The following is a 22258-nucleotide window of genomic DNA, read 5'->3' on the forward strand; positions in this document are numbered from 1 at the left end:
CACGTAAGGTGGAAAAAGTAAGCAGATTTTCATGTAAACTGATTTCGTGTGAAAAGAGGTATTTTCCGTGAATAAGAAGCACCTTGCCCTCTTGTTCTTGATTGCTTTTCTCACCATGCTGGGCTTTGGTATCATCATCCCGATCTTGCCGTACTTTGCGGAAAAGCTGGGCGCGACATCCTTTCAAATCGGCGTTCTGTTCGCCAGCTACAACATCATGCAGTTGATATTTGCTCCTATCTGGGGAGCTCTCTCGGATCGCATCGGTCGAAAGCCGTTGGTTGCATTTGGCCTGCTGGGCTTTTCCATCACCTTTATCCTGTTTGGTTTAGCCGAGAGTTATTCCGCCATGCTGTTCTACCGAATACTCGGAGGCATCGTGTCAGCTGCCGCCATGCCGACAGTTACAGCTATGGTCGCTGACCTGTTTCCACCGCAAGAGCGTGCCAAAGGTATGGGCATCATCGGCGCAGGTATCGGGCTCAGCTTTGTGTTTGGTCCCGTCATCGGCGGGCTTTTGAGCGGATATGGCTTTGCGGTACCGTTCTTCGCTTCCGGGCTCGTCGCACTGCTCACATTCTTTGTGATCCTGTTCGCGCTGCCGGAAAGCTTGCCAAAGGAAAAACGCACGGGACAAGCCACCAGGCCTGCCGGCAACCCGATGGTTTCTCTATTTGGGTCCCTTTCCTTGCTTTACGCGATTCTGTTCATCGTATCCTTCGCTTTTTCGGGCCTGGAAACTACTTTTGCCCTGTATATCAACGACCTTTACGGCTTTACTTCCAAAGATCTGGGCTACATGTTCCTCGTGATGGGGATTATCGCCGCCTTTGTACAAGGTGGTCTGATCGGCAAATTGGTGAAGAAGCTGGGCGAACCCGCTGTTCTGACACTGGGGATGCTCCTGTACGGAATCGGCTTTTTTGCGATACCACTCTCCGGCAACTTCTGGGTGCTGGCACTCATCCTCTCCCTGTTCGGAGCCGGACAAGGGATGATCCGTGCCACTGCCACCGCGATGATTACGCATCGCACGACACAAGGACAAGGCGTCACCACAGGGGCAATCAGCTCCATGGACAGCCTGGGCCGCATCCTCGGACCTTTGGCAGGAGGCGCCGTTTATCAGTTCACCAGCAGCGGTCCGTTCCTCTTGGGCGGTGTGCTGATGGTATTGATTCTGCTGTGGTTCCGCACCAGCTACAAGCGTTTGCCTGAGCCGAGTGCCCAGGCGTAAAAAAAAGAGAACAAAAAGGATAGGAAGATCAGTCATGGCACTGATTCTCCTATCCTTTTTCATTTCCCCACACGCCCCAATTGCTTGCCGCTCATTCCGATCAGACATCAGCGCCTCGACATCATACTTTACCGCCTTATCCTGCAATCGGCGCCAGGACAACCAAAATAATCGAGCAAATCATAAGGCCAACGGTGAGGTTCCTTGGGAGCTTCTGTCTACTCTTTCCTTTGTACCAGCCGGAAAACTGCCACTTGTTTCGGTACAAGACGAAAAGCCACAAGTAAACGGCGATCCCGAGAAGCCAGCCGTTGACAGAATCAAAACCGAGTGCGGCGTATAGCTGGTGCAGCAAGGCAGCCATTCCCGCCCCCATCAGCATCAGCAGCAGCACAATTCGCAATAGCTCTAGCAAAACTCCCACAACTCGCTCTCCCTTCTCTCTATCTCATCGTGACAAATACAGGCCGCCCTCCACCTCGACAGCCTATGTCTTTCCTTTTCTTTCGAATTACTCCTGCAAAGCAAGCCATGCCTGAAAATGTTCGTCGATTTGCGCCTGCAGCTGCTCGCTTTGCGTTTGCCATTCGAGCAGCTGCTGGTAGTTTTCTTCGCCCTCCGAAAGACGTGCCAGCACTTCATCCCGCTCCCTTTCCAGCTTTGCTATTTTTTGCTCCAGCTCTGACAGTTTGTAAGGGTTCTGGCGTTTCGGCGCAACAGGAGGAGGCTCCTCTGTTTTTGGCTTTGTAGCAGCTACCGTTTCGACAGCAGCTCTTTTTTCTTTGACACTCTGCCGCTGCCGGCGTTTTTCCCGCGCCTCTTCATACGTCCCTACATCATGGACGAGCTGTCTGTCCTCGACCCAGAACACGCCGTCAGCCATCTTCTGCAAAAAGTAGCGGTCATGGGAGACGATGAACAACGAGCCTTTGAAATCAGCCAGCGCCTCCTCCAACGTCTCCCGCGCTTCGATGTCCAAATGGTTCGTCGGTTCATCCAGTACGAGCAGATTGATTTCCTGATGCATCATCTGCGCCAGCCGCAGACGCATGCGTTCTCCCCCGCTCAGCTGACCGACCCGTTTGAATACATGCTCGCCGTAGAAGAGGAAGCGAGCCAGCAAATGACGCGCTTCCGGCTCGGTGACCAAAGCGACCTGCCGGAACATATCGATGACCCGCAGATTTTGGTCGCCTTCCCATGCCTGCTGGGACAGATAGCCGACTTTTACGTTGCTGCCCACTTTGAGCATCCCGGCATCGGGCTCCATTTCACCAAGCAGCATTCGGATAAGCGTCGATTTTCCGCAGCCGTTTGGTCCAAGCAAGGCTTTTCGCTCTCCGTAACGCAGCAGGAATCCCGCGTCCGCAAACAGCTCTTTGCCCACAAATGCTTTGTAGACGCCAGATGCCACCAGCACATCCTGCCCGCTGCGCTCCGTCTTTTGAAAGGCGAGCCCCATCCGGTCTGCTTCCATTTTCGGTCTGTCGATTCGCTCGATCCGTGCCAATGCCTTTTCCATGCTTTTCGCGCGGCGGTGGAAGGCTTCGTTCGGTGGATTGGAGCGATTGCCCCACTCCTTGAGGCGCTTGATCGTCTCTTTCATCTTTTTGATTTGCTTTTGCTGCTCCTGATAGGCCGCAAACTGCCGCAGCAGCCGCTCTTCTCGCTCTTTGACAAAGGCACTGTAATTGCCAATGTAATACTCTGCTTCTCCCCCGTCGACATGGTAGACAGAGGTCACGACAGCATCGAGAAAGTAGCGATCGTGGGAGATGATCAAGACAGTCCCTTGATAGTCCTTCAAGAAATCTTCGAGCCATTCCATCGATTCTACGTCCAGATGATTCGTCGGCTCATCGAGCAGGAGCACGTCACTTCGCTGGCAAAGAAGCTTGGCAAGCCCCGCTTTTGTTTTTTCCCCGCCACTGAGCAGCTGAAAGGGCGTCGCCAAATGCTCAGGAGTAATGCGCAGCCCTTCTATGACTTGTGCCATCGTCGTCTCGTACTCATAGCCGCCCAATTGTTCAAAAGCCTCCTGCAGCTTCTGATAGCGCTGCATCAGCTTCTCCAGCTCCGCAGCGGATTCATAGACCTCGCTCATCTGCTGCTCGAGACTCCGCAATTCCTCCTGCAGCCTGATCACTTCCTCAAATGCGCTGGCAATTACGTCCTGTGTCCGCCACTGGTCCGGGTACTTCGGCGTCTGAGGCAAGTACGCCCATACCGTTCCCTTCGCACGATAAAGCTCTCCCGAATCAGGCGACTCGATTCCTGCCAAGAGCTTGAACAGCGTCGTTTTCCCAGCTCCATTCGGTCCGACGATTCCGACTCGTTCCCCGGCTTTGATTTCAAGTGTAATGTCTTGCAAAACGGGATCTGCCCCGTATGATTTTTGAATATGCTGTGTGGCAACTACGATCATGATAGAATTCCTCCTAGGGTTGGTGGTAACGGTGAAAACGCAAAAAGCCGCAGGCCTACGCCCGCGGCATCGATAGAGGAAGCATGTGGCAACAGCTTTGCTGCCTCACCCAAATCCTCGTTTCTCTCGAACAAAACAACCGTTCCTTATCGATGCATGGTACGCCTATGGTATTCCCGTTCAGTTGTATGGTGAAAAATGGGCAGACTGATCCCGTTGTATGCTACATCATGTGTCATACTGGTAATCTCTACCACAAACCATGCGTGAACGGTTCCAAACACGTACCTACACCTCCCATTCCAAGGAAAAATTTTACCTAACCACCACTATACTACAGACTGCCGCAATTCACAACGGGTCTTGCACAGGAACAGACGGTCTCCTACTCTGCCGCCTCGGAAGCAAACAGTGGCTTTTTCGTGTCGGCATCCAGAAAGACTACTGTCGAGTACGGAGGGAGATCCGCTTTTACCACCAGGTACGGATACGAAATGACTTGCGGGTACATCATACCGGGCTCTGGCTTGGTCAGCTTTACGAAAACCCGCAGCTGTTCCCAGCTCCATTCGGTACCCGTCACCTTGAGGCTATAGCCGGGATTCGGCGACTCTCCTCTGGCGATGACGTAGAGATTGCCTTGCTGGTGAATTCCTTGCGTCTTGTGGACTTTCTCGATATACGCTTTCTCGTCTGACGTCAGTTGATCCTCTTTCGGGAAAACCAGATCTTCGTCATGGGTGGAAGACACGATCTCTACCGCCTTTTTCTCGGGATTCCAGACGACCGAGCCACCTGCTTGCTCCACGATCCAGCGCAGTGGCAGGTACACCTGATTATTGCGCACGAGCGCTCCTTGGCCGTTCTCGATCCATTTTCCATTGACGGCTACCTTGCCAGCGTTTACATCAAACGTAAACGAGAGCTTCTCCGATCGCTTCAGCACACCCGTACCTGCAGATAGCTTCCAATCCGCCTGCACGATCCGCGCCGCATCCGCTGCCGTAATATACGTGCGCTGATCTACGAGAAGAGGCTCCTTCTGCAAAGGGATCTGCGCTTTGTTTACGTAGATGCTCGGAGCTGCTGGTGCCTCTGCGGCAGTAGCCGTTCCCAAAGGCTGTGAAACGAGCAATTGTATCCCTAATACAGCCGCGATCCACACTTTTCCTTTCATTGACTGCTCCTTTCTTCGCCTGCGCATTTGTTTTTCTTTTCTTACCCTATTTGACTCGTTTGTACGCTCCTTCGTTTCAGCTTAATGCAAGAACCAGCTGCCCATGAATACTACGGCAGGGATCGTCAACAGAGCGAGAAGCGTCGAGAACACGGTAGTCATCGCTCCCATTTCCTCATCTGCTTTGTAGCGGCCAAAGAGAATCGAGGCCAAGGTCAGTGTCGGCATCGCCACCTGGATCAGCGTCACACTGGAAATGTCCTTATCAATCGCAAAAGCAGACAGCAAAAATGCGGTCAGCAAGGGAAAGACGAAAAGCTTCATCGCAATCGGCATGCTAAGGAGCGGAAAAGAAACCTGCGGCTTGTTCCGCAAAAACATCGGGAGCAGCATGCCAATATACATCATCGCCAAGGGAGAAGCCAGCTTGGACAACGTACCGAACAGCTGCTTGACTGGCTCAGGCGGTGCGAATCCGATCAGGGCCGAGCCGAGACCGAGGATAATGGCGATCATCGGAATGTTGATGATCGTCTTCAGGCCTTTCAGAGAAAATGCTCCTTTTTCCTGCAGCATCATCACGGCGACAGTCCACAGTACTACGTCCACCCCCGCATCAAAGATGGCGGCAAGCAGCGCCCCTTTTGGCCCAAACAAAGCGGCACAAAGCGGCAAACCGATAAATCCAGTGTTCCCCAAAGCGGACAAAATCGCAATCTCCCGTCGTTTTTTGGACGGCAGCGGCAATGTACGCGCTCCCATCCATCCGATCAGGATACCCAAACAGTTCAAGAGAATGGAAATGATGAATATTGAAAAAATTTGCGTCAAAGTATTGCTGTCAATCGGCGTCTGGAAAATCCCGTCCAAAATAATGCAAGGCATCGCCACATTGACGATGATGGTAATGACAAGCTGGCGGGAATCGGCCGTCAGCGGCTGTCGATAACCGATGAGGCTACCGATGCCAATGATGACGGCCATAATCAAAATGGATTGGGTCAACGTCTGAAATTCCATATATCCTCCCGCCTACATCTGGACAGGCAGCCATTGCAGCTGGGCAGGCTCCCCTTTATCACACGTACGCAAAATATCGCCACACAGCGGAACGACTTGCTCCAGCGGTACGCACCACGTCACGGGAAACGTGACTTCACTGCCTTCAATGACGAGAGACGACATCACCCCAGAGGGCTTGTCCGTCACCAGAACATAGTGCTGCTCGGCAGGCTCATGCTCCTTCCATTGAACGAGAACCTTTCCGTTGTTGCCACCCGCGACGACCAGATCGACGTGGTCTCCGTATGCCGCGTGAACCAGTGTGCGAGAGCTGCCATTCAGCTGTGCAATTTCCTTTAATACTTCATGCCAGGCGACATGCTTTTGCTCGATTCCACTCTCATCTGTATAAAGACGCCAGTCGTTCAACATAGGGTTAAGACTCCTTTTCTCATCTGCTCATCCTTGCAATTCGTACCTAATTGTAACGCTTCTTGCCAGGGAAGCTCAACCACAAAACATCCTGACATAACCTTCCTTCGAGTGGTACATCCTAGATAAGGAAAGAGCAGGCCGCGCCAAAAACCCGAATAACAAAGTCGGATTTAACACTTTCTCAATTGACAAAGATTATTTACGACATTACTATGAATCAGTAAAATCCAAATAATCAAAGGGGATCATCATCATGAAAAAGCTCATTTTCTCTGCCTTAATATCTACTGTTCTACTTGGAATTGTAGGATGTGGTACGTCCGGATCTCAGCCAAACAATACGACTCCTCCGGCAGATCAAGCCGCTGCGCAGAGCCTGCTGGAAAAAGTCAAAGCAGATAAAAAGCTTGTCATCGGTACAGAGGGTACGTACTCTCCCTTCACCTTCCACGATCAATCGGGAGCTTTGACAGGCTATGATGTAGATGTCGCCTCCGAGGTAGCGAAGCGCCTGGGCGTAGAGCCTGTTTTCCAGGAAACGCAATGGGATGCCATGTTTGCGGGTCTGGATTCCAAACGCTTCGATGTAGTCGCCAATCAGGTAGGGGTTCGTCCTGATCGTCAGGAAAAATACGATTTCTCCAAGCCGTATTCATTTTCGTACTCCGTGCTGGTCACCAATAAGAGCAACACCACTGTAAAAGATTTTAAAGATATCAAAGGACTGAAGGCTGGCCAATCCATGACCAGCAACTACGCAGACATCGCGCGTTCCAATGGTGCCGAAATCGTTGCCGTAGAAGGCTTCAACCAAGCGATTGATCTGATTGCCTCCAACCGCGTGGACGTTTCCCTCAACGATAACCTGACCGTGCTCGATTATTTGAAACAAAAACCGGATGCTCCGATTAAAATTGTCGCGAAAAGTGAAGAGGGTCAGCCAACTGCTTTCATGTTCCGCAAAGGCAGCAGCGATCTGGCAGATGCGATGAGCAAAGCACTGGATGAGATGCAGCAGGACGGCACGCTGAAAAAGATCTCTGAGAAGTGGTTTGGCCAGGACATTTCCAAATAAACATTTCATTGACAAAACCACCCAATCCTTATAGTATTTTCTTTATTTAATTCACATCGGTTTAGTGGGGGTTATGTTATGAAAAAAAGTTTATTCACTGCCATCGTCTCGACCCTGGTGTTCGCCTTGGCGGGTTGCGGGTCAGCAACAACGAGTCAAACGCATCAAAATCATGAAGCTTCGAGCTCTGCTCCTGCCGAAGCACCTAAGGAGCAAAGCTTGTTGGATAAAGTAAAAGCTGACGGCAAACTCCTGATCGGAACGGAAGGCACCTACGCACCATTTACGTTCCACGATACGTCCGGAAAGCTGACTGGCTATGACGTAGAAGTCGTAACCGAGGTTGCCAAGCGCATGGGCGTGGAGCCCGTTTTCCAAGAAACACAATGGGATGCGATGTTCGCCGGTCTCGATTCCAAGCGCTTTGATGTGATCGCCAACCAGGTAGGCATCCGTCCGGACCGTCAGGAAAAATACGATTTCTCCAAGGCCTATACAGTTTCTACAGCAGTGCTTGTGACACATAAAGACAACACGACCGTAAAAGGCTTCGAAGACATCAAGGGCTTGAAGGCAGCACAAACGCTCACCAGTAACCTGACCGATATCGCGAAGAAAAACGGTGCAGAGATCGTTGGAGTGGAAGGCTTTAACCAAGCGATCGACCTGCTCGTCTCTAAACGTGTGGATATTACAATCAACGATGGTTTGTCCCTTTTGGACTTCCTGAAGCAGAAGCCAGATACGCCGATCAAAATCATCGCCAAAGATCCGAATGTCGCGGAAAACGGATTTATGTTCCGCAAAGGCAGCACGGAGCTGGTGGATGCATTCAACAGCGCGCTTGAAGAAATGAGAAAAGACGGCACGCTGAAAAAAATCTCCGAGAAATGGTTTGGTGCAGATGTCTCTCAGTAACTTTTTTGACAATCCAGAACGTCTGGACCGTTGGATCACAATCGCGCAAAGCTCCTTTCTCCCTTTGGTGAAAGGAGCCTTGCTCTATTCTTTGACCCTTGCGATTGTGGCGTTTTTCTTCGGTCTCATCCTTGCGATCTTGACGGCGCTAGCACGTATCTCCGGCATCAAGCCGCTGGTTGCCATCGCGCGAGTCTACGTCTCGATCATCCGTGGAACGCCTTTGCTTGTTCAGTTGTTTATCATCTTTTTCGGTTTGCCCAGTATTGGCATCATGATCGATCCGATACCCTCCGCCATCATCGGCTTCTCGCTCAGTGTAGGTGCCTATTCTTCGGAGGTGGTGCGTGCTGCGATCCTGTCGATCCCCAAAGGTCAATGGGAAGCTGCGTATTCGATCGGAATGACCTACTGGCAAGCCCTGCAAAGAGTAATCCTGCCGCAGGCTGCTCGGGTCTCGGTCCCGCCGTTGTCCAACTCGTTTATCAGCTTGGTCAAGGACACCTCGCTCGCGGCAGCGATCCTCGTGCCGGAAATGTTCCGAAAAGCACAGGAGATCGTCGCCTCTACCTATGAGCCGCTCCTCCTATACTCGGAGGCCGCTCTCATTTACTGGATCATCTGCTTCATCCTGTCGATCATCCAGGACCGACTCGAAAACAAGCTGGACCGTTACGTATAAGCAGCCCGATATAAAGTAGGTGAATTCAAATGATTTCTATTACGGATTTGCACAAGCAGTTCGCTCAATTGAAGGTGTTGCGAGGCATCTCCCTGGACGTAGCCAAAGGCAAGGTAGTCGTTATCATCGGACCATCCGGATCTGGAAAAACCACGCTGCTGCGCTGCCTGAATGCCTTGGAGGTCCCGACGAGCGGCAGTGTTCAAATCGGTGACGTCCGTCTGGATTTCTCGAAAAAAGTAGAGCGCTCTTCTCTTCCAAGCCTGCGCAAGCAAACCGGTATGGTCTTTCAAAGCTACAATCTGTTCCCCCACATGACCGCCTTGGAAAATGTCATGGAGGGACCTGTTACGGTGAAAAAGATAAGTAAGGAAAAAGCGAAGGAGAAGGCTTCTTCCCTTCTCGTGAAAGTAGGTCTTGGCGACAAGCTCGACCACTATCCAGCCCAGCTATCCGGCGGGCAGCAGCAACGGGTGGGAATCGCCCGCGCTCTTGCTATGGATCCGCAGGTCATGCTGTTCGACGAACCGACATCCGCACTCGACCCTGAGCTAGTAGGCGAAGTTCTGAAAGTCATGAAAGAGCTAGCACAGGAAGGAATGACGATGGTCGTCGTCACCCATGAGATGGGATTCGCACGAGAGGTTGCCGATGAGGTTATCTTCATGGACCAAGGCGTCATCGTGGAGCATGGCACTCCTCAGCAGCTATTTACCCAGCCTCGTGAAGAGAGAACCCGTCAATTCCTACAACATTTAAAGTAAGGCTCGTACCACTTTACATCAAAAAACTCTGCGCCTAAATGGAAGGCACAGAGTTTTTTTACTAGACCTAATTAGTCATCACAGAAACACGCAATCAGAAGAATAATGAGAATGATCCACAGAAAACCGCCGTTGCCAAAGCCAAAACCGAATCCCATCGTCTCTCTCCCCTCTCCTGACAAGGTAAAGTCACTGTGTTTTGCGCATGCACAGTGAACTTACTTCCACGATATGACAAACCTCTCACGTCCGTATGGATGCCTGTCTAGCCAAAAACCCCATTTGAAAGAAAACGGGTGCTTGCCTGCTTAAAAATTAACAAACGCTTTATGTTGTCTCTACGGTTCCTTAACATCCGTCCGCTATCATAGAGGTTGTCAGACCCTACGATGGACATATCGTCCTCCATTTGCCGCCCGAATAGCCCCCTTCTAGCTCGGGCGGGCTTTTTTCATGCCCAAAAAGAAAGCGAGCCCTCCTCAAAGGAAGCTCGCTTGATTTCTTTTCTATTAGGCAAATCTCGTAAACTTGTTCTCGGCTGGCGTACGTGGTCCTGCCTTTGGTGTAGATTCTGGCTCGAAAAACCCGAGGTGCAGGAAGCCGACGATTTTCTCCCCCGGCTGAACCCCCATCACTTGATGTGCTTTTGGATCCCAGTTATGCGGATTGGTCTTCCATACGACTCCGAGGCCACGCTCCCAAGCCAGCAGCTGAAAATTTTGGATCATGGCACAAGTCGCGCTGAAATCTTCTTCCCACTGCTTTTGACGCGGATCCTCTTTCATAATCACGATCAAAAATGCAGCAGGCTCACTGAACAGCTGACGGCGCGTCTCTCTTTGCTCTGGAGCGTATACCGGGAGCATCCGCTCGATAAAGGTCTCTTTGCTTTCCGTCGAGATGAACAAAAAGCGCCAAGGCTCACGAAGGCCATGGTTCGGTGCGTAAACAGCGTCATTGAGCAGCTCGATAACGAGCTCTTCGGGAACGGCATCGGGCTTATAGTCTTTTTTTATCGAGCGACGCTCGCGAATCACTTTGGAGATGGACATGGTATCGTATCACCCTTTAAAAAGAATGTTATTCTTTTGATAATGGTTCTCATTACCATATGTTAACGTTCCCTCTTCGTAAAATCAAGTAGCACTTCGTAGGAATCACCTGCAGGGACAGAAAAAAGAAAGCCCGAGCGTCATCTGCTCAGGCTGGCCACGATTTCACTCAGCTTGCGTACCCCTTGCTCCAGCTGTGGCAGCGCAGCATATGCGTAGGATAGCCGCAAGTACCCATCCGTTTCCTGGGCGTAAATGTTCCCCGGATTCAGGAGCACGCCTTGACGGGATGCTTTGCTGAACAGCTCCAGCATGGATACCTTCGCTCTGATTTTTAGCCAGATAAAAAATCCTCCCTCTGGAGTATGCCAGTCGGCTAACTCTTTCATGTGCAGCTCCAAAGCCCCTAGCATCGCTGCCCTGCGTATTTTCAGCTCCTCTCTCACCATTTGCGTATGCTGGCTGTACAGACCGCTTGACAGCCATTCTGCTGCTACTCTTTGCGACAGCGAGCTGGCCCCGTAATCCGTTTGCATTTTGATATCCGCCAAGCGCTCGATGACAGGCTCCGGGCCAATGATCCAGCCGATGCGCAGGCCCGGTGTCAGCGACTTTGAAAGACTCCCCAAATACAGGACATGTCCATGCTTGTCCATTGCTTTAAGCGGAGGTGGTGCCGGTTCATCCAGCCACAGCTCGCGGTAGATGTCGTCCTCCATGACAGGCAAGCGCACTTCTTCACAGACTTCGAGAAGCTCCTGGCGTCTTTTTTCTGACATGAGCACACCGGTCGGATTGTGATAACAGGGGATGGTATAGAGAATATCACCACTCCTCAGTTTCTTTTGCTCTGAAATGGCCCCGGGAATCAGCCCATGCTGATCCATCGGCAGTCCAGACAGCTTCATCCCCGCTGACTGAAAGACGTGCAAGGAATACACATAGGAAGGCCGCTCCAAAAAAACGGTCGAGCCCCGATGCAGCAGCCCGACCGCAATGAGCTGGAGAGCCTGCAAGCCTCCCGACACGATCAGGATCGAGGAAGGAGATGCATCGATACCAAGCCCTTTGACATAGTCGCTCAGAGCCTGACGCAACGGCAAATATCCCCGCGGTTCCTCGTAGCCAAATGTTTCCAGACGATCTGTCACGCGCTGCATGACGGCTTTCATCGTCGCTAACGGGAAGATGTCGGGTGCCAACTCCCCTTTGCTGAGCTGAATCAAGCTCTTGTTGGACTCATCCCGATTGATCTCCTGCACCGCAGCCTGACTCGGCTTGTGCAGCCCGGATTGTACATACTCGTTCCAATCAGGCGGTGGATTGGTCGCCAGCAGGGTCCATGTGTTGTTGATGACGACTGTTCCCATCCCGATTTTCCCTTCCAGCAATCCATCCGCCATCAGCTCTTCCAGTGCGGTAATAACGGTGCTGCGGTTTACCCCAAAGTGCACTGCCAATTCGCGCTGGCTGGGGATGACACTGCCAATCGGCCATTCCCCTGTGGAAATCTTCTCTTTTATGTGGTTGATAATTTGTTTGTATTTGGGTTGTTTTTTGCTTGTGCCCACTGCTGTTTTGCTCACGATCATCCGCCCTCTCGTTTACCTTTCACGGGCAAAGTGGTTGGGTTTTGTTTGACGCAACTGGTTGAAGCTATTTTATCAATTCGAATTTAAGATGAAAACAGCTGCTCACTTCCGTTTCTTTCTTTTTGATTGATTTTTCTTGCAGAGAGGACCAGTCGATCCCATGAAACAATCTCAGCTCGGCCTAGTTCTGGCGCAGTGTTTTAGCATCCTGATATGGGCCTCTGCCTTTCCCGGAATTCGCATGGGTCTAGTCGCTTACTCACCTGATCAGCTATCGCTGTTGCGCTTTCTCATCGGGTCTGCCCTATTGCTGCTGTTAGCCCTTCTCTTTCGGATTCCCCTGCCTGATCGCAGGGACATTCCCGCCTTGCTGCTGTTTGGCGGACTGGGCTTTACCGTCTACCATGTTGCGCTGAATTACGGAGAACAGACCATCAGCGCCGGGGTAGCCAGCCTTTTCGTTTCTACGACGCCCCTGTTTGCTTCGATGCTCGCCCTGCTGTTTTATCGCGAGCGATTCGGATGGAGGGGCTGGGTAGGCTCTTTCCTAGGGTTTCTCGGTGTCATGATCAGCTCGATCGGTACGGGAGAGCCGTTTCAGTTGAACAGCGGGATCTTCCTCATTTTGCTGGCTTCCTTTTCGGAGAGCATCTACTTTACTTTCCAGAAGGCCTATATCGAGAAATACGGCTTCCTCGCTTTTACCGCCTACACCATCTGGGGTGGCACATTTTTCATGCTCTATGCCTTGCCAGGATTGGGTACAGCGATTGCCCAAGCGCCTGCCGAAGTGACACTCAGTGTCCTGTACCTGGGCATCTTCCCGACTGTACTGGCTTATCTCGCTCTCGCCTACGTCATTTCGAGGATCGGCACCTCCGAGGCGACGAGCTCTCTCTACTTGACGCCTGCTCTCGCTTTTGCCATCGCGTGGGTCTGGCTTGGCGAAGTCCCGACCTGGCTGTCGCTCGCAGGGGGGATCGTTACCTTGGGCGGGGTATTATTCGCGACACTAAGGCCGGAGCATACACCCGCTCTCACAGAAAAAGGAAGGAAGCTCGGCACGTAGCAGCCTGGCTTCCTTCCTTTTAAGCTTAGACCTTTTGATGGAGGCTTTCCACATCAACGCCCAGATGCTCCCGCAGTGTGCGGCCCTCGTACTCGGTGCGATAAATGCCCCGGTTTTGCAATTCGGGTATGACTTTCGCAACGAAATCATCCAAACCGACAGGCAGCAAAGGCGGCATCAGATTGAAGCCATCTGCGGCCCCGCTGCGGAACCATTTTTCCAGCACGTCTGCTATTTGTACAGGGGTGCCCGCAAAGGTAAAATGCCCCCTGCCTCCTGCTGTACGGATAATGAGCTCGCGGATCGTCAGGTTCTCTCGCCGCGCCAAATCTACGTACAGCTGAAAGCGCGCCTGCTGTCCCTTGATTTCATGAACGGATGGCAGTTCGTCCAAAGGAACAGGTCCATCCAGCGGGTATTTGGACATATCCTTTTGCAGCGTGTCGGACAGGCATTGGATTCCATAAGCCGATACGCTCAGCTCGTTCAGCTCCCGTTCCTTGTCCCTCGCCTCTGCCTCCGTATCACCGACATACGGAATAAAGCCTGGCAAAATCTTTATTTGCTCTGCGCTGCGACCGTATTTTCTCGCCCGATTCTTCACATCCGCGTAAAAGGCAATCGCGTCCTCCAGTGTGTGCTGCACGGTGAACACGACTTCTGCCAGCTCTGCCGCAAATTCCTTCCCGTCATCGGAGGAGCCAGCCTGCACCAATACCGGGTACGTTTGCGGCGAGCGAGGAATATTGAGCGCGCCGCGAACGGAAAAATGCTCCCCCTTAAAATCCGCCGCTTGAATTTTTCCGAGGTCTGCGTAAATTCCCGACTCTTTATCAATCACGAGTGAATCCTCTTGCCAGCTGTCCCACAGACGTTTGACCACTTCCACAAATTCTCTGCCTCTGTCATAGCGTGCTTGATGATCCATATGCTCCTCGCGACTGAAGTTTCTCGCCGTTGTATCCCCGGTGGAAGTGACAATGTTCCAGCCTGCCCGTCCCCCGCTGATGTGGTCCAAGGACGCAAACTTTCTCGCGATATGGTATGGCTCATTGTAGGTCGTCGATGCAGTAGCTGTTAGTCCGATCCGCTTGGTTACCGCTGCAATCGCGGACAACAGCGTAAAAGCTTCCATCTGCGGGATCACGCGATGCTGGATCGATTTCGGCAATCGGTATTTTTCGGCGAGGAAGATCGAATCCATTTTTCCTCGCTCCGCTGTTTGTGCGAGCTTTTGATAATACTCAATGCTGGTCGCCATATGCGGAGAGGCATCCGGATGACGCCAGGATGCTTCATGATGCCCGGTACTCATGATAAACAAGTTGAGATGAAGCTGTCGTTTTGTTTGGATCATGGAAATCACCTCGCTCTTTTCTTCACGATCTATACGCTCTTCCCTTTGAGAGCCCCCTCGAGAAGTTGATCGTAGCCGTACTCTTGCCGTTTCTTTGCCTCCCTGCGCTGCTTTTCCAATGCGCGAAGTCCGATCTCTGTCGCATGCTTCGGGCTAATCACGAAAACGCCGTCGTCATCGCCCACGATCAGATCGCCAGGCAGGACGCTAACACCGCAAACACTGATAGGCGTATTGACTTCTCCCTCCAGCTGCAGCGACCGGGTATTGAGCGCACTGATGCCTTTGGAGTATACGGGAAACCCGAGACTCGTGATTACTCGCACATCGGCCACGCAGCCTGCGACAATGACACCCGCCAGCTTTTTGGCCATGGCTGCATAGGTGCGAAATTCCCCCCAGCACGCACGTTGGTCATCGCCTGACATATCAATCACCAAAACGTCTCCGGGCTCTGCCAGATCGAGTGCATGACGAATCGCCGTAGCGTCCATATGAGGGATTCGAACGGTCACTGCGTTTCCTAAGAGGGAAATCGGGCGAAACTGCGGCCTGAGGCCATTCAGGAAACCGAAATCCGTCATATGACCAATCGTCGAAGGACTGATTTCGCGATATAGCTCCAAAAGCTCTGGTGTTACCCCTTGCACTCTCGGCTCGATGCGAAACATACGGTTCCTCCCTTCTATCCAGACTTATTTAGGAATTCAAGACGCGAGACATGGCATGAAACGGATTCTGCGCTTCTCCTTTTGAATAGGGCATGCTGCTAGGTACCTTGGCATGCTGCTTGACCAATGGGCGTATGACTTCTTTCCAGGGCCACTCCGCCTTTTCCAGCAGGCACGCGCGCAGGACCACTGTCACTTCATCCGGCAGATCCGCTCGCTTCATCGCCTGCTCGATGCTCTCCAGCAGTACCCTCCACAGCTTTTCTTCTTCCACGCCGTAATACTTGGATACAGCATCGATCATGCCGTAGCTGTTCACGTGAATCCCGAGCATTTGGAAAAAGGACAGCAGGTTTTCCTGTGTTTGATGGTAGAGAGACTCCGGTACGCCGGGGCGCAAGGTATACCTTGGATCCTCCAGGCCGTTCGCGCAAAGCCAAGGCACATGGACCCGCAGCGAGTCATGATCGCGAAGCAAAAGCCCCGTGATTTTACCCTTTCTCCAGACGAGGACAACGTTTTGCCCATGGATTTCAGGCATCATCCCGAGCTGGAACAGCCGGAAGCTAATCTCCAAAAACGGCAGGAAGACCTCTTTGCATAGCTGAAGAATCGCTGCCTCGCTTTGCTCTTGGCCGAGGATGGACAACCACTCGTCGAATAGATGACCCGCTCCGCCACGCTCAAAGACAGCCAGAACAGACATGGGAACAAGACGAACCTCTTCATCCGCAAGCAAGTCAGCCGGGTATTTTCTGACCATGGCAGACAAATGCCGCGGGTAGTCGGCAAACAAGTCACGGCTTTCTGGCAAATAGGCCCACCACTGTGTTTCATCGCACAAGAACAGGCGATTCCTCAATTCCGTGTCTCGTTCTACAGCCTGCCGGAGCAGCCTCTCTGCGCACTGGCCGTTCATCAGCTTGACTGCTGAAAGGTAGCGGAGTCCCCCAAGAGAACGAATGCCAATGGGCAGCTTCACGTGATGGGTTCCTTTACCGACCGGAAGTAAAGAACGAACAGATGAGGTAGCTGAATAGGTGCCAACTTGAGACTGTAAGGGCACGCATATCCCTTGCGCAAGCTCCACATGCAGCAGATTCGGCAAGATTTCCGCCATCTGCCAGGGATGGACGGGTATCGGCACATATTCGTCTGTGGACAGTCCACGCTCGCTCATTTCCGTCTCGAGCAGATGACGCTCCTCGTCAGAGAGCAATCCCGTCATGGGCGATGGACCGTTCGGCTGACCCGATACCAAGCGCTCACGCTTTACCGCCATCCAGTTCAGCTGGATTGCCTGACCATGCTCAATCGTATAGCGGCGGCACTCTTCACTGCCCCATCCCAGCTTTGCTTTGGAAACTGGATGAAAGGGACGATCCCGAAAAGCCGCCTTTCTCTCTGCTTCCAGGAATGCTGCCTTTGCGGGAAGAGCCAGCACCTTTTTTGGCTGTGCGTTTTCCAGCGCCCAGGATGTTTGCAGCAATGTTTCGCCTAGCATCCGCTTAAATTGCTCGGCACTATCGGGATGGATCGTGATGGGATCATGGGCGTACAGATTTTGCAGATGCCGCATGAGCTCCACTGGCCCCAGCTTTGTCACAGTTACCTGGTCTTCGGTCTGTCGGGCTTCATACATGCCAGCAGATGCTAGAAAGCGATAGGATTGAACGATGGCAGGCTGCACAGGAAAGACGACCGTACCTCCCTGCTCCGAACCCAAGCTCCAGCGGTAAACATGCACTTGCTCGTGAGCAAAATCGAATTGGCTATGTATCGCCTGCATTACGGAATCGCTTCGAACGATCGCTTCCCATTCGACTCGGGATAAAAGCTCGACATTGTGGTGTTCTTCGAAGAAACGTTCCGCGAGCAGTGCATTGACCAAATCCTCCATGACGAGTTGTTCTACCTCATACCCTACCTCTTTCATCCTCATGCTTCGCCTCCTCGCAGGGATCGATAATAATAGAGAGGATTCGGCACTGGCTTTGGTTCGACTTCCGTGTCTTTCCACATGCGGCGTCGCGCCAGCTGTTCAATCAGAATGGTTGGGGAGAACAAATCGTACCATTTGAAATTTTGCTGATGCTCTGGATAGTCTTCTTGGTAGGAGTAGATAACCTCGGCTACCATTCCCCAAAACTTCTGTTCCGAAAGTGCGTAATGCTCGTGCAAAAAGATACCCAGCTCGCTTAGGCACACAAAGAAAAAGGCACTGTGCAAAAAGTCTTTCACGGCAGCCAAATCGTCCGTTTGCATGTACGAATGACGGTTGAGAGCGCGATGGTGAGCTGGCTCCCGGTTTAGGTCCGGGCATAGATCTGGCCTGGGCAAATGCGCTTTGGAGAAACGCACCCCGTCGTGAAAATCTTTCAGAGCCACTCGAGACGGCCACCCGTTTTTATGGATCAACACGATATTTTGGGCGTGGGATTCCAAGGCCAGTCCGTGTGCATACAGCATATGAATCAGAGGCGTGACGGTCACATCAAGAAGCTGACGTGTCCAGGCTTCCAGGCCATATTGGCGCACCCATTTGTCAATCACAGGCTTTTCTTGGTAGATGAGACTCAGCGCGTGAAAGGGAAACGCTTGCTCATCCTCCTTTAAGAAGCGGTGGACGCTTTGCCTCCAGACAACACCGAGACTCCCGTATGCTTGCAGCTTGACAGCAGCGGGAAGCTTCTCGTAATCGTAAGAGACCCCCGCAAACTCACCTAAAAATGGAAAGTCCAGCTTTCTCGCTACTTCATCTTGTGCCGTCAGCGAAAGCAGCCAGTTGGTCACGAGCGGTGCGTTCATGACCGTATGCTTCGCCAGCATCCTTCTCGTAGAGGTATTCGTGATGTTCAGCGCCAGCTTCATGTAGGATTTCTCTACGTGCACAGCGTTCGCCCAGCTGCGGATCGATTGCTGAGCACGGTAGTAGTCTTTTCCGAAGCCGAGCTCAACGATTTTTTGTTCAGCCAGCTGACTATGAAACGTCGGGAGAATGATATTTCCCCACTGCCACGGATGGACGGGCATGATCCAGTAATCTTTGACATCCAGCCCTTTTTCGTGCAGGAGAGCGACATATTCCTGATAGCTTCGATGCCCAAGCTCTTCCTCGATGAAGGCAGGGTAGTCGATGTGCTCTTTTACCGCTAGAAGACTTTCCGATTTGGCAACGGCCAACCAAACCGGCTGCAGATTGGCTTGAAATTCAGGTCCGTACTGCTCATTTTCCTTCAAGTGAAAGCCGATCCGCGATTTATAGCAGGGATGGTAAGGATGTCCGTCCAAAAGACTTTCCCAATCATCATAGGCAGCTGGCATTTGGTCTTCATTCGTTTCAGACCTGTGTATTTGCGCCTGCAGATCTTTGAGCAAAGTCTGCTCCAGCTCTTCAAGCAGGATCGCCAAGCGCTCGTCGCTTTGGACTTGACCGAGCACCTCCTGCACAAACAGAGGCAACGCCACCTTTGCTTGCTCCCCTCTCGCGTCTATGCGCCGCACGCTTCCCCGCTCGATACGGACACGTTCAAAAGTGAAGTACTGCTTGCAAGAAAACACATAGGCTACCGACTCTCCTGATTTGGCCGTACCTGGCAGCACATACTTCCCCGTCGCAGAGCGGTTTGCAAAGAGCTCTTTTCGCGGCAGGACGATTTCCTCGTAGATAACGGCCTCCATCAGCTGGCACAAAACACGTTCTTCTACTTTTGTATATAAATCAGAATGGTCGGTTCGCATCTTGGCAAATGTATACATTGTTCCACCTCATTTTGCTATTTGCTGATCACGCAAAAGCGAAGCCTCTTCCTGCTCGCGATGAATTTGCGGATAGACAGCCACTTTCATCCAGACAAGGTTCAGCAGCAACAGGACTGCTGAGCCTATGAAGATCATCCGCAGACCAAACCAGGATGCGATTGCTCCCATGCCTAGCGAGCCAACGAGCCCTCCCAAAAAGCAGGCGCAGTTTACATAGCTGTATGTCCTACTCTCCATCCCCTTTGGCGCAAATTGGCGGATGAGTGCATTGACAGAAGGCATCAATCCACCCAAGCAGGCACCTGTCCCAAAGCGCAGAGCGATCAACTGCCACAGATTCGGAACGAACGCTTGCGGGACAAAAAACAAGATGGCTCCGCTCACCGCGCCGATAAAAATACGGTGTGAGCCAAATTTGTCCCCGAGCTTCCCCAACTGCGGGGCAGCGATCATATTGGCAATTCCCATCGCAGCTGTGGCCATTCCCGCGAACAAGACCACGTTGTCCTGACTGGGGGCCAAAAGCTGCACGTACAAGGGAATAAGCGGCAGCGTACCGATCATCGCCGTTCTGACGATGGCAGCCGATAGGATCAGAGAAGCAATCGGTTTCCTCGCAACGATCTGTTTGAAATCGTCCACAAAGCCGGTCTTTTCCGGTTTCTCGCCCTTCTTTTCAAAATTCTCGGTAACCCAGAAAATGACGATCAGTGTGGCTGCCAAAATGCAGCAGCCGGTGGCGAAAAAAACGGCACGAAAGCCGAACTGGTCAGCGAGTAAGCCGCCTAGCAGCGGTCCGCAAATGGTTCCTGCCACCGATCCGGAGTGCAGGATGCCTAGCGCATAGCCACTCTTTTCTTTCGGCGTGCTCGTTGCCGTCAATGCGATGGCGGCGGGACTGAATCCAGACAAGACACCATTTAGCAGACGCAAAAGCAGCAGATGAATCGGACCGCTGGCCACTCCCATCAGCGAGATGGTAATGGCCATGCCCAGTCCGGAACGTATCAGCATGAGTTTCCGACCGTGTTGATCTGCGACCTTGCCCCAGATCGGAGCAAATAGAAAAGCCGTCAGCAGGTTGGCTCCATAAATGAGACTTGACCACAGCAAGACCTCATCGTGATCCGTCAGCCCCATCTCCTGTAAATAAAGGGGGAGAAACGGTGTGACACAGCTCATCGAAGCCATCGCCAGAAATTGACCCACGTACAAGATGTATAGATTTCGTCTCCACTTTTCCACGCGAACGACACATTCCTTTCTTCCTGCTTTCGTCACGATTGGAACAAGTCGGATGTGGCAGCGCGGAAATTATTCCTTCATCGGATTCGGGATGTCGACAAACAAAGGTGTCTCTCCCCTTTTTAGAAAACAACTGCGCAAATTTGCTTTCGCAGGCAAAGAATCACTTTGGAGCAGGTTGTTTATATAGGCAAGCAGCCGTTTGTCAGCCGTCGCCTTTTCCTGCTGCAGGAGCTTTTGGACGATGCGCCAGTAATGCTCCTCGCCTACCTGCCGATAAGCCGCAATCGTGTGGATGAGTGAGCCCAGGTGATTGACGATGAAATAATATTTGGTCCTCATCCACGCCTGAGCTTCTTCGTAGAGGACAGGACTGTCTGCGTCTACGAGAGTGCCAATCCAGCCCGACTGTGCCGCTACTTGGCGGTCGATACTGACCCCTTCCAGATCCCGCACATAGTAGCAGTCCGGCCATCCGTTTTTGAGGGAGACTAGGGAGTTTTGCAAATGGGCCTCAAAGCTGATCCCTCTGCGTGCTAAAAGCCGCATCAAAGGAAGCAGCGATATTTGCAGGTAGCGCTCCAGCCAAAGGTCCAGGTCTGGCAGCGGCTCCTGGCCACTTTGTCTGATGGCCTGGATCAATTTGGGCTCTGTCTCACCCGGAAAGCTTTCTAAGAGAGACGCCACCACATATGTGGATTCGTTTTCCAAGACAATCGGTCGATGAATCACCGTAAAATACGGCGAAGCATCCTCGGACGAATCGATTCGGATATGACTGAAACCTGTCTCCGACAAGATTTGGAAAGAATCCGATTGGATATCGTCTTGCAAGTGATGAATCACTTTTGCCGCATCCATCGTCCTTCTGGCTTGCTCCCACGAGTTTTCCCGTACCAAATTGGTAATCCGGACATGCAGAGGCAGCTTGTATCCGTATCCTCCTGCCGGGTTCCAGACCGTTCGTACCGATGAAGTCGGATAGAATACGGGACCAAGCAAGCCCAGGCTTATGATTTCACCTCGTTGGAGCCGCGCCTGAACCTGTGGCAGCTGAAACACAAATGCGGCTTGCCAAGGATGCATGGGCACGATCTTGTATGTACCCGCCCCGTCGGTCAATTGTTGTTTGGCGTGTGCTTCTACATCGTCAGTAAGCTTCGGGCCGTGACCTTCGAGCCATTCTTCGTAAACCAGCTCCTCTTGAATCGCGAAGTAATGCAGCTGAAAAGCAGCGCCCATTTCTGGACTGTACATCGCCAGCTCCTCATCCTGAAATCCTTCCGCGCTTTTGGGATACGGATGAAACGGGTGTCCGTAATAGAGCGATTGCTCCGATTTGATGCAGTCTAATTTTCCCTTCACTAGGGATTGTCGGTGGCTCTGGTAATAATCGAGATGCATGCTCATCTTGCGGTAGCTGTTTTCGATGTGCGCCATCAGCTGACTCACGTAGGCGCTGCGAGGGCCAGATGTTTCTTTTGCACCCAGCTCATCCAGCAAAAGTCTCGCCAACGAGGACATCTCCAGTTGCCGATGCGCTCCGTCCGGCATGATCTCGTGGAAGACAGGCCCATAGGCATGCTGCCCGATGGCAGAGGAATACAGCAGCTCTCCCGTAATGGATTTCCCGATAGACGGGAGCTTTAGGATAAATACGTCTCGCTCTGTCTCCAAGGGGGCTTTCGTTTCCCGCAAATAACTGTTCAACACGGCACGAATCGTCGCTTGCTCTGCCAGCTCTGCACTGCTTTTGGAAACAGATACATTCGTTTGTTGTCCTAGCATTCTTCCT

20 protein-coding genes are annotated in these 22258 nt (G+C 52.1%); 6 read left to right on the forward strand and 14 right to left on the reverse strand.

The window, feature by feature from the left end:
* The first annotated feature begins 67 nt into the window (after window positions 1-67).
* Complete coding sequence (locus ACLIN2_RS21945; RefSeq protein ID WP_092268568.1) at window positions 68-1237, forward strand: MFS transporter; 1170 nt, start codon at window positions 68-70, stop codon at window positions 1235-1237.
* Between the two features lie 136 nt (window positions 1238-1373).
* On the opposite strand, the gene ACLIN2_RS21950 is transcribed toward ACLIN2_RS21945, so the two are convergent.
* From ACLIN2_RS21950 to ACLIN2_RS21975, 6 genes are all read right to left on the reverse strand, one after another.
* Window positions 1374-1661 carry a hypothetical protein gene (locus ACLIN2_RS21950; RefSeq protein WP_400585320.1) on the reverse strand — a complete coding sequence of 96 codons (288 nt, stop codon included), beginning with the start codon at window positions 1659-1661 and terminating at the stop codon, window positions 1374-1376.
* Between the two features lie 87 nt (window positions 1662-1748).
* Complete coding sequence (gene abc-f, locus ACLIN2_RS21955) at window positions 1749-3662, reverse strand: ribosomal protection-like ABC-F family protein (RefSeq protein ID WP_411502120.1); 1914 nt, start codon at window positions 3660-3662, stop codon at window positions 1749-1751.
* A gap of 146 nt (window positions 3663-3808) precedes the next feature.
* Window positions 3809-3946: a hypothetical protein gene (locus ACLIN2_RS21960; protein ID WP_327932652.1), complete on the reverse strand. Its 138-nt coding sequence runs from the start codon at window positions 3944-3946 to the stop codon at window positions 3809-3811.
* Between the two features lie 101 nt (window positions 3947-4047).
* Window positions 4048-4839 carry a protease complex subunit PrcB family protein gene (locus ACLIN2_RS21965; RefSeq protein ID WP_411502121.1) on the reverse strand — a complete coding sequence of 264 codons (792 nt, stop codon included), beginning with the start codon at window positions 4837-4839 and terminating at the stop codon, window positions 4048-4050.
* 81 nt (window positions 4840-4920) lie between these two features.
* Entirely contained in the window at window positions 4921-5859 is a 939-nt protein-coding gene (locus ACLIN2_RS21970) for an AEC family transporter (RefSeq protein WP_122960605.1), read from the reverse strand.
* A gap of 12 nt (window positions 5860-5871) precedes the next feature.
* Window positions 5872-6273, reverse strand: coding sequence for a hypothetical protein (locus ACLIN2_RS21975; RefSeq protein WP_092268553.1), 402 nt, complete (start codon window positions 6271-6273; stop codon window positions 5872-5874).
* 256 nt (window positions 6274-6529) lie between these two features.
* On the opposite strand from ACLIN2_RS21975, the gene ACLIN2_RS21980 reads away from it, so the two are divergent.
* The 4 genes from ACLIN2_RS21980 (at window position 6530) to ACLIN2_RS21995 (ending at window position 9715) form a co-directional block, all read left to right on the forward strand.
* Window positions 6530-7351, forward strand: coding sequence for an amino acid ABC transporter substrate-binding protein (locus ACLIN2_RS21980; protein WP_411502122.1), 822 nt, complete (start codon window positions 6530-6532; stop codon window positions 7349-7351).
* Between the two features lie 78 nt (window positions 7352-7429).
* The gene (locus ACLIN2_RS21985) at window positions 7430-8269 is read left to right on the forward strand and encodes an amino acid ABC transporter substrate-binding protein (RefSeq protein ID WP_092268550.1); all 840 of its coding nucleotides are present in this window, start codon (window positions 7430-7432) and stop codon (window positions 8267-8269) included.
* Entirely contained in the window at window positions 8256-8951 is a 696-nt protein-coding gene (locus ACLIN2_RS21990; protein WP_092268548.1) for an ABC transporter permease subunit, read from the forward strand. Before ACLIN2_RS21985 ends, ACLIN2_RS21990 begins: the two co-directional genes overlap by 14 nt.
* A gap of 29 nt (window positions 8952-8980) precedes the next feature.
* On the forward strand, window positions 8981-9715 hold the full coding sequence (locus ACLIN2_RS21995; protein ID WP_400585333.1) for an amino acid ABC transporter ATP-binding protein: 735 nt from the start codon (window positions 8981-8983) through the stop codon (window positions 9713-9715).
* A 509-nt stretch (window positions 9716-10224) separates the two neighbouring features.
* On the opposite strand, the gene ACLIN2_RS22000 is transcribed toward ACLIN2_RS21995, so the two are convergent.
* Both ACLIN2_RS22000 and ACLIN2_RS22005 read right to left on the reverse strand, forming a co-directional pair.
* A complete protein-coding gene (locus ACLIN2_RS22000) occupies window positions 10225-10767 on the reverse strand; it encodes a nitroreductase family protein (protein ID WP_411502123.1) in 543 nt (180 codons plus the stop codon).
* 140 nt (window positions 10768-10907) lie between these two features.
* Window positions 10908-12359: a PLP-dependent aminotransferase family protein gene (locus ACLIN2_RS22005; RefSeq protein WP_411502124.1), complete on the reverse strand. Its 1452-nt coding sequence runs from the start codon at window positions 12357-12359 to the stop codon at window positions 10908-10910.
* Window positions 12360-12519: 160 nt separating this feature from the next.
* On the opposite strand from ACLIN2_RS22005, the gene ACLIN2_RS22010 reads away from it, so the two are divergent.
* Window positions 12520-13428 carry a DMT family transporter gene (locus ACLIN2_RS22010; RefSeq protein WP_411502125.1) on the forward strand — a complete coding sequence of 303 codons (909 nt, stop codon included), beginning with the start codon at window positions 12520-12522 and terminating at the stop codon, window positions 13426-13428.
* A 25-nt stretch (window positions 13429-13453) separates the two neighbouring features.
* Here ACLIN2_RS22010 and ACLIN2_RS22015 read toward each other — a convergent pair whose 3' ends face one another.
* From ACLIN2_RS22015 to ACLIN2_RS22040, 6 genes are all read right to left on the reverse strand, one after another.
* Window positions 13454-14785 carry an LLM class flavin-dependent oxidoreductase gene (locus ACLIN2_RS22015; protein ID WP_411502126.1) on the reverse strand — a complete coding sequence of 444 codons (1332 nt, stop codon included), beginning with the start codon at window positions 14783-14785 and terminating at the stop codon, window positions 13454-13456.
* Window positions 14786-14814: 29 nt separating this feature from the next.
* A complete protein-coding gene (locus ACLIN2_RS22020) occupies window positions 14815-15456 on the reverse strand; it encodes an RraA family protein (protein WP_400585343.1) in 642 nt (213 codons plus the stop codon).
* 28 nt (window positions 15457-15484) lie between these two features.
* Window positions 15485-17398, reverse strand: coding sequence for an IucA/IucC family protein (locus ACLIN2_RS22025; protein WP_411502127.1), 1914 nt, complete (start codon window positions 17396-17398; stop codon window positions 15485-15487).
* Window positions 17395-19215, reverse strand: coding sequence for an IucA/IucC family protein (locus ACLIN2_RS22030; protein WP_411502128.1), 1821 nt, complete (start codon window positions 19213-19215; stop codon window positions 17395-17397). The genes ACLIN2_RS22025 and ACLIN2_RS22030 overlap by 4 nt, the downstream gene beginning before the upstream one ends.
* Before the next feature lie 9 nt (window positions 19216-19224).
* Window positions 19225-20463: an MFS transporter gene (locus tag ACLIN2_RS22035; RefSeq protein ID WP_411502129.1), complete on the reverse strand. Its 1239-nt coding sequence runs from the start codon at window positions 20461-20463 to the stop codon at window positions 19225-19227.
* Window positions 20464-20532: 69 nt separating this feature from the next.
* The gene (locus tag ACLIN2_RS22040) at window positions 20533-22251 is read right to left on the reverse strand and encodes an IucA/IucC family protein (RefSeq protein ID WP_411502130.1); all 1719 of its coding nucleotides are present in this window, start codon (window positions 22249-22251) and stop codon (window positions 20533-20535) included.
* Window positions 22252-22258: the final 7 nt, after the last annotated feature.

Source organism: Brevibacillus centrosporus, from assembly GCF_046622605.1.
GTDB classification, from domain to species: Bacteria; Bacillota; Bacilli; order Brevibacillales; family Brevibacillaceae; genus Brevibacillus; species Brevibacillus centrosporus.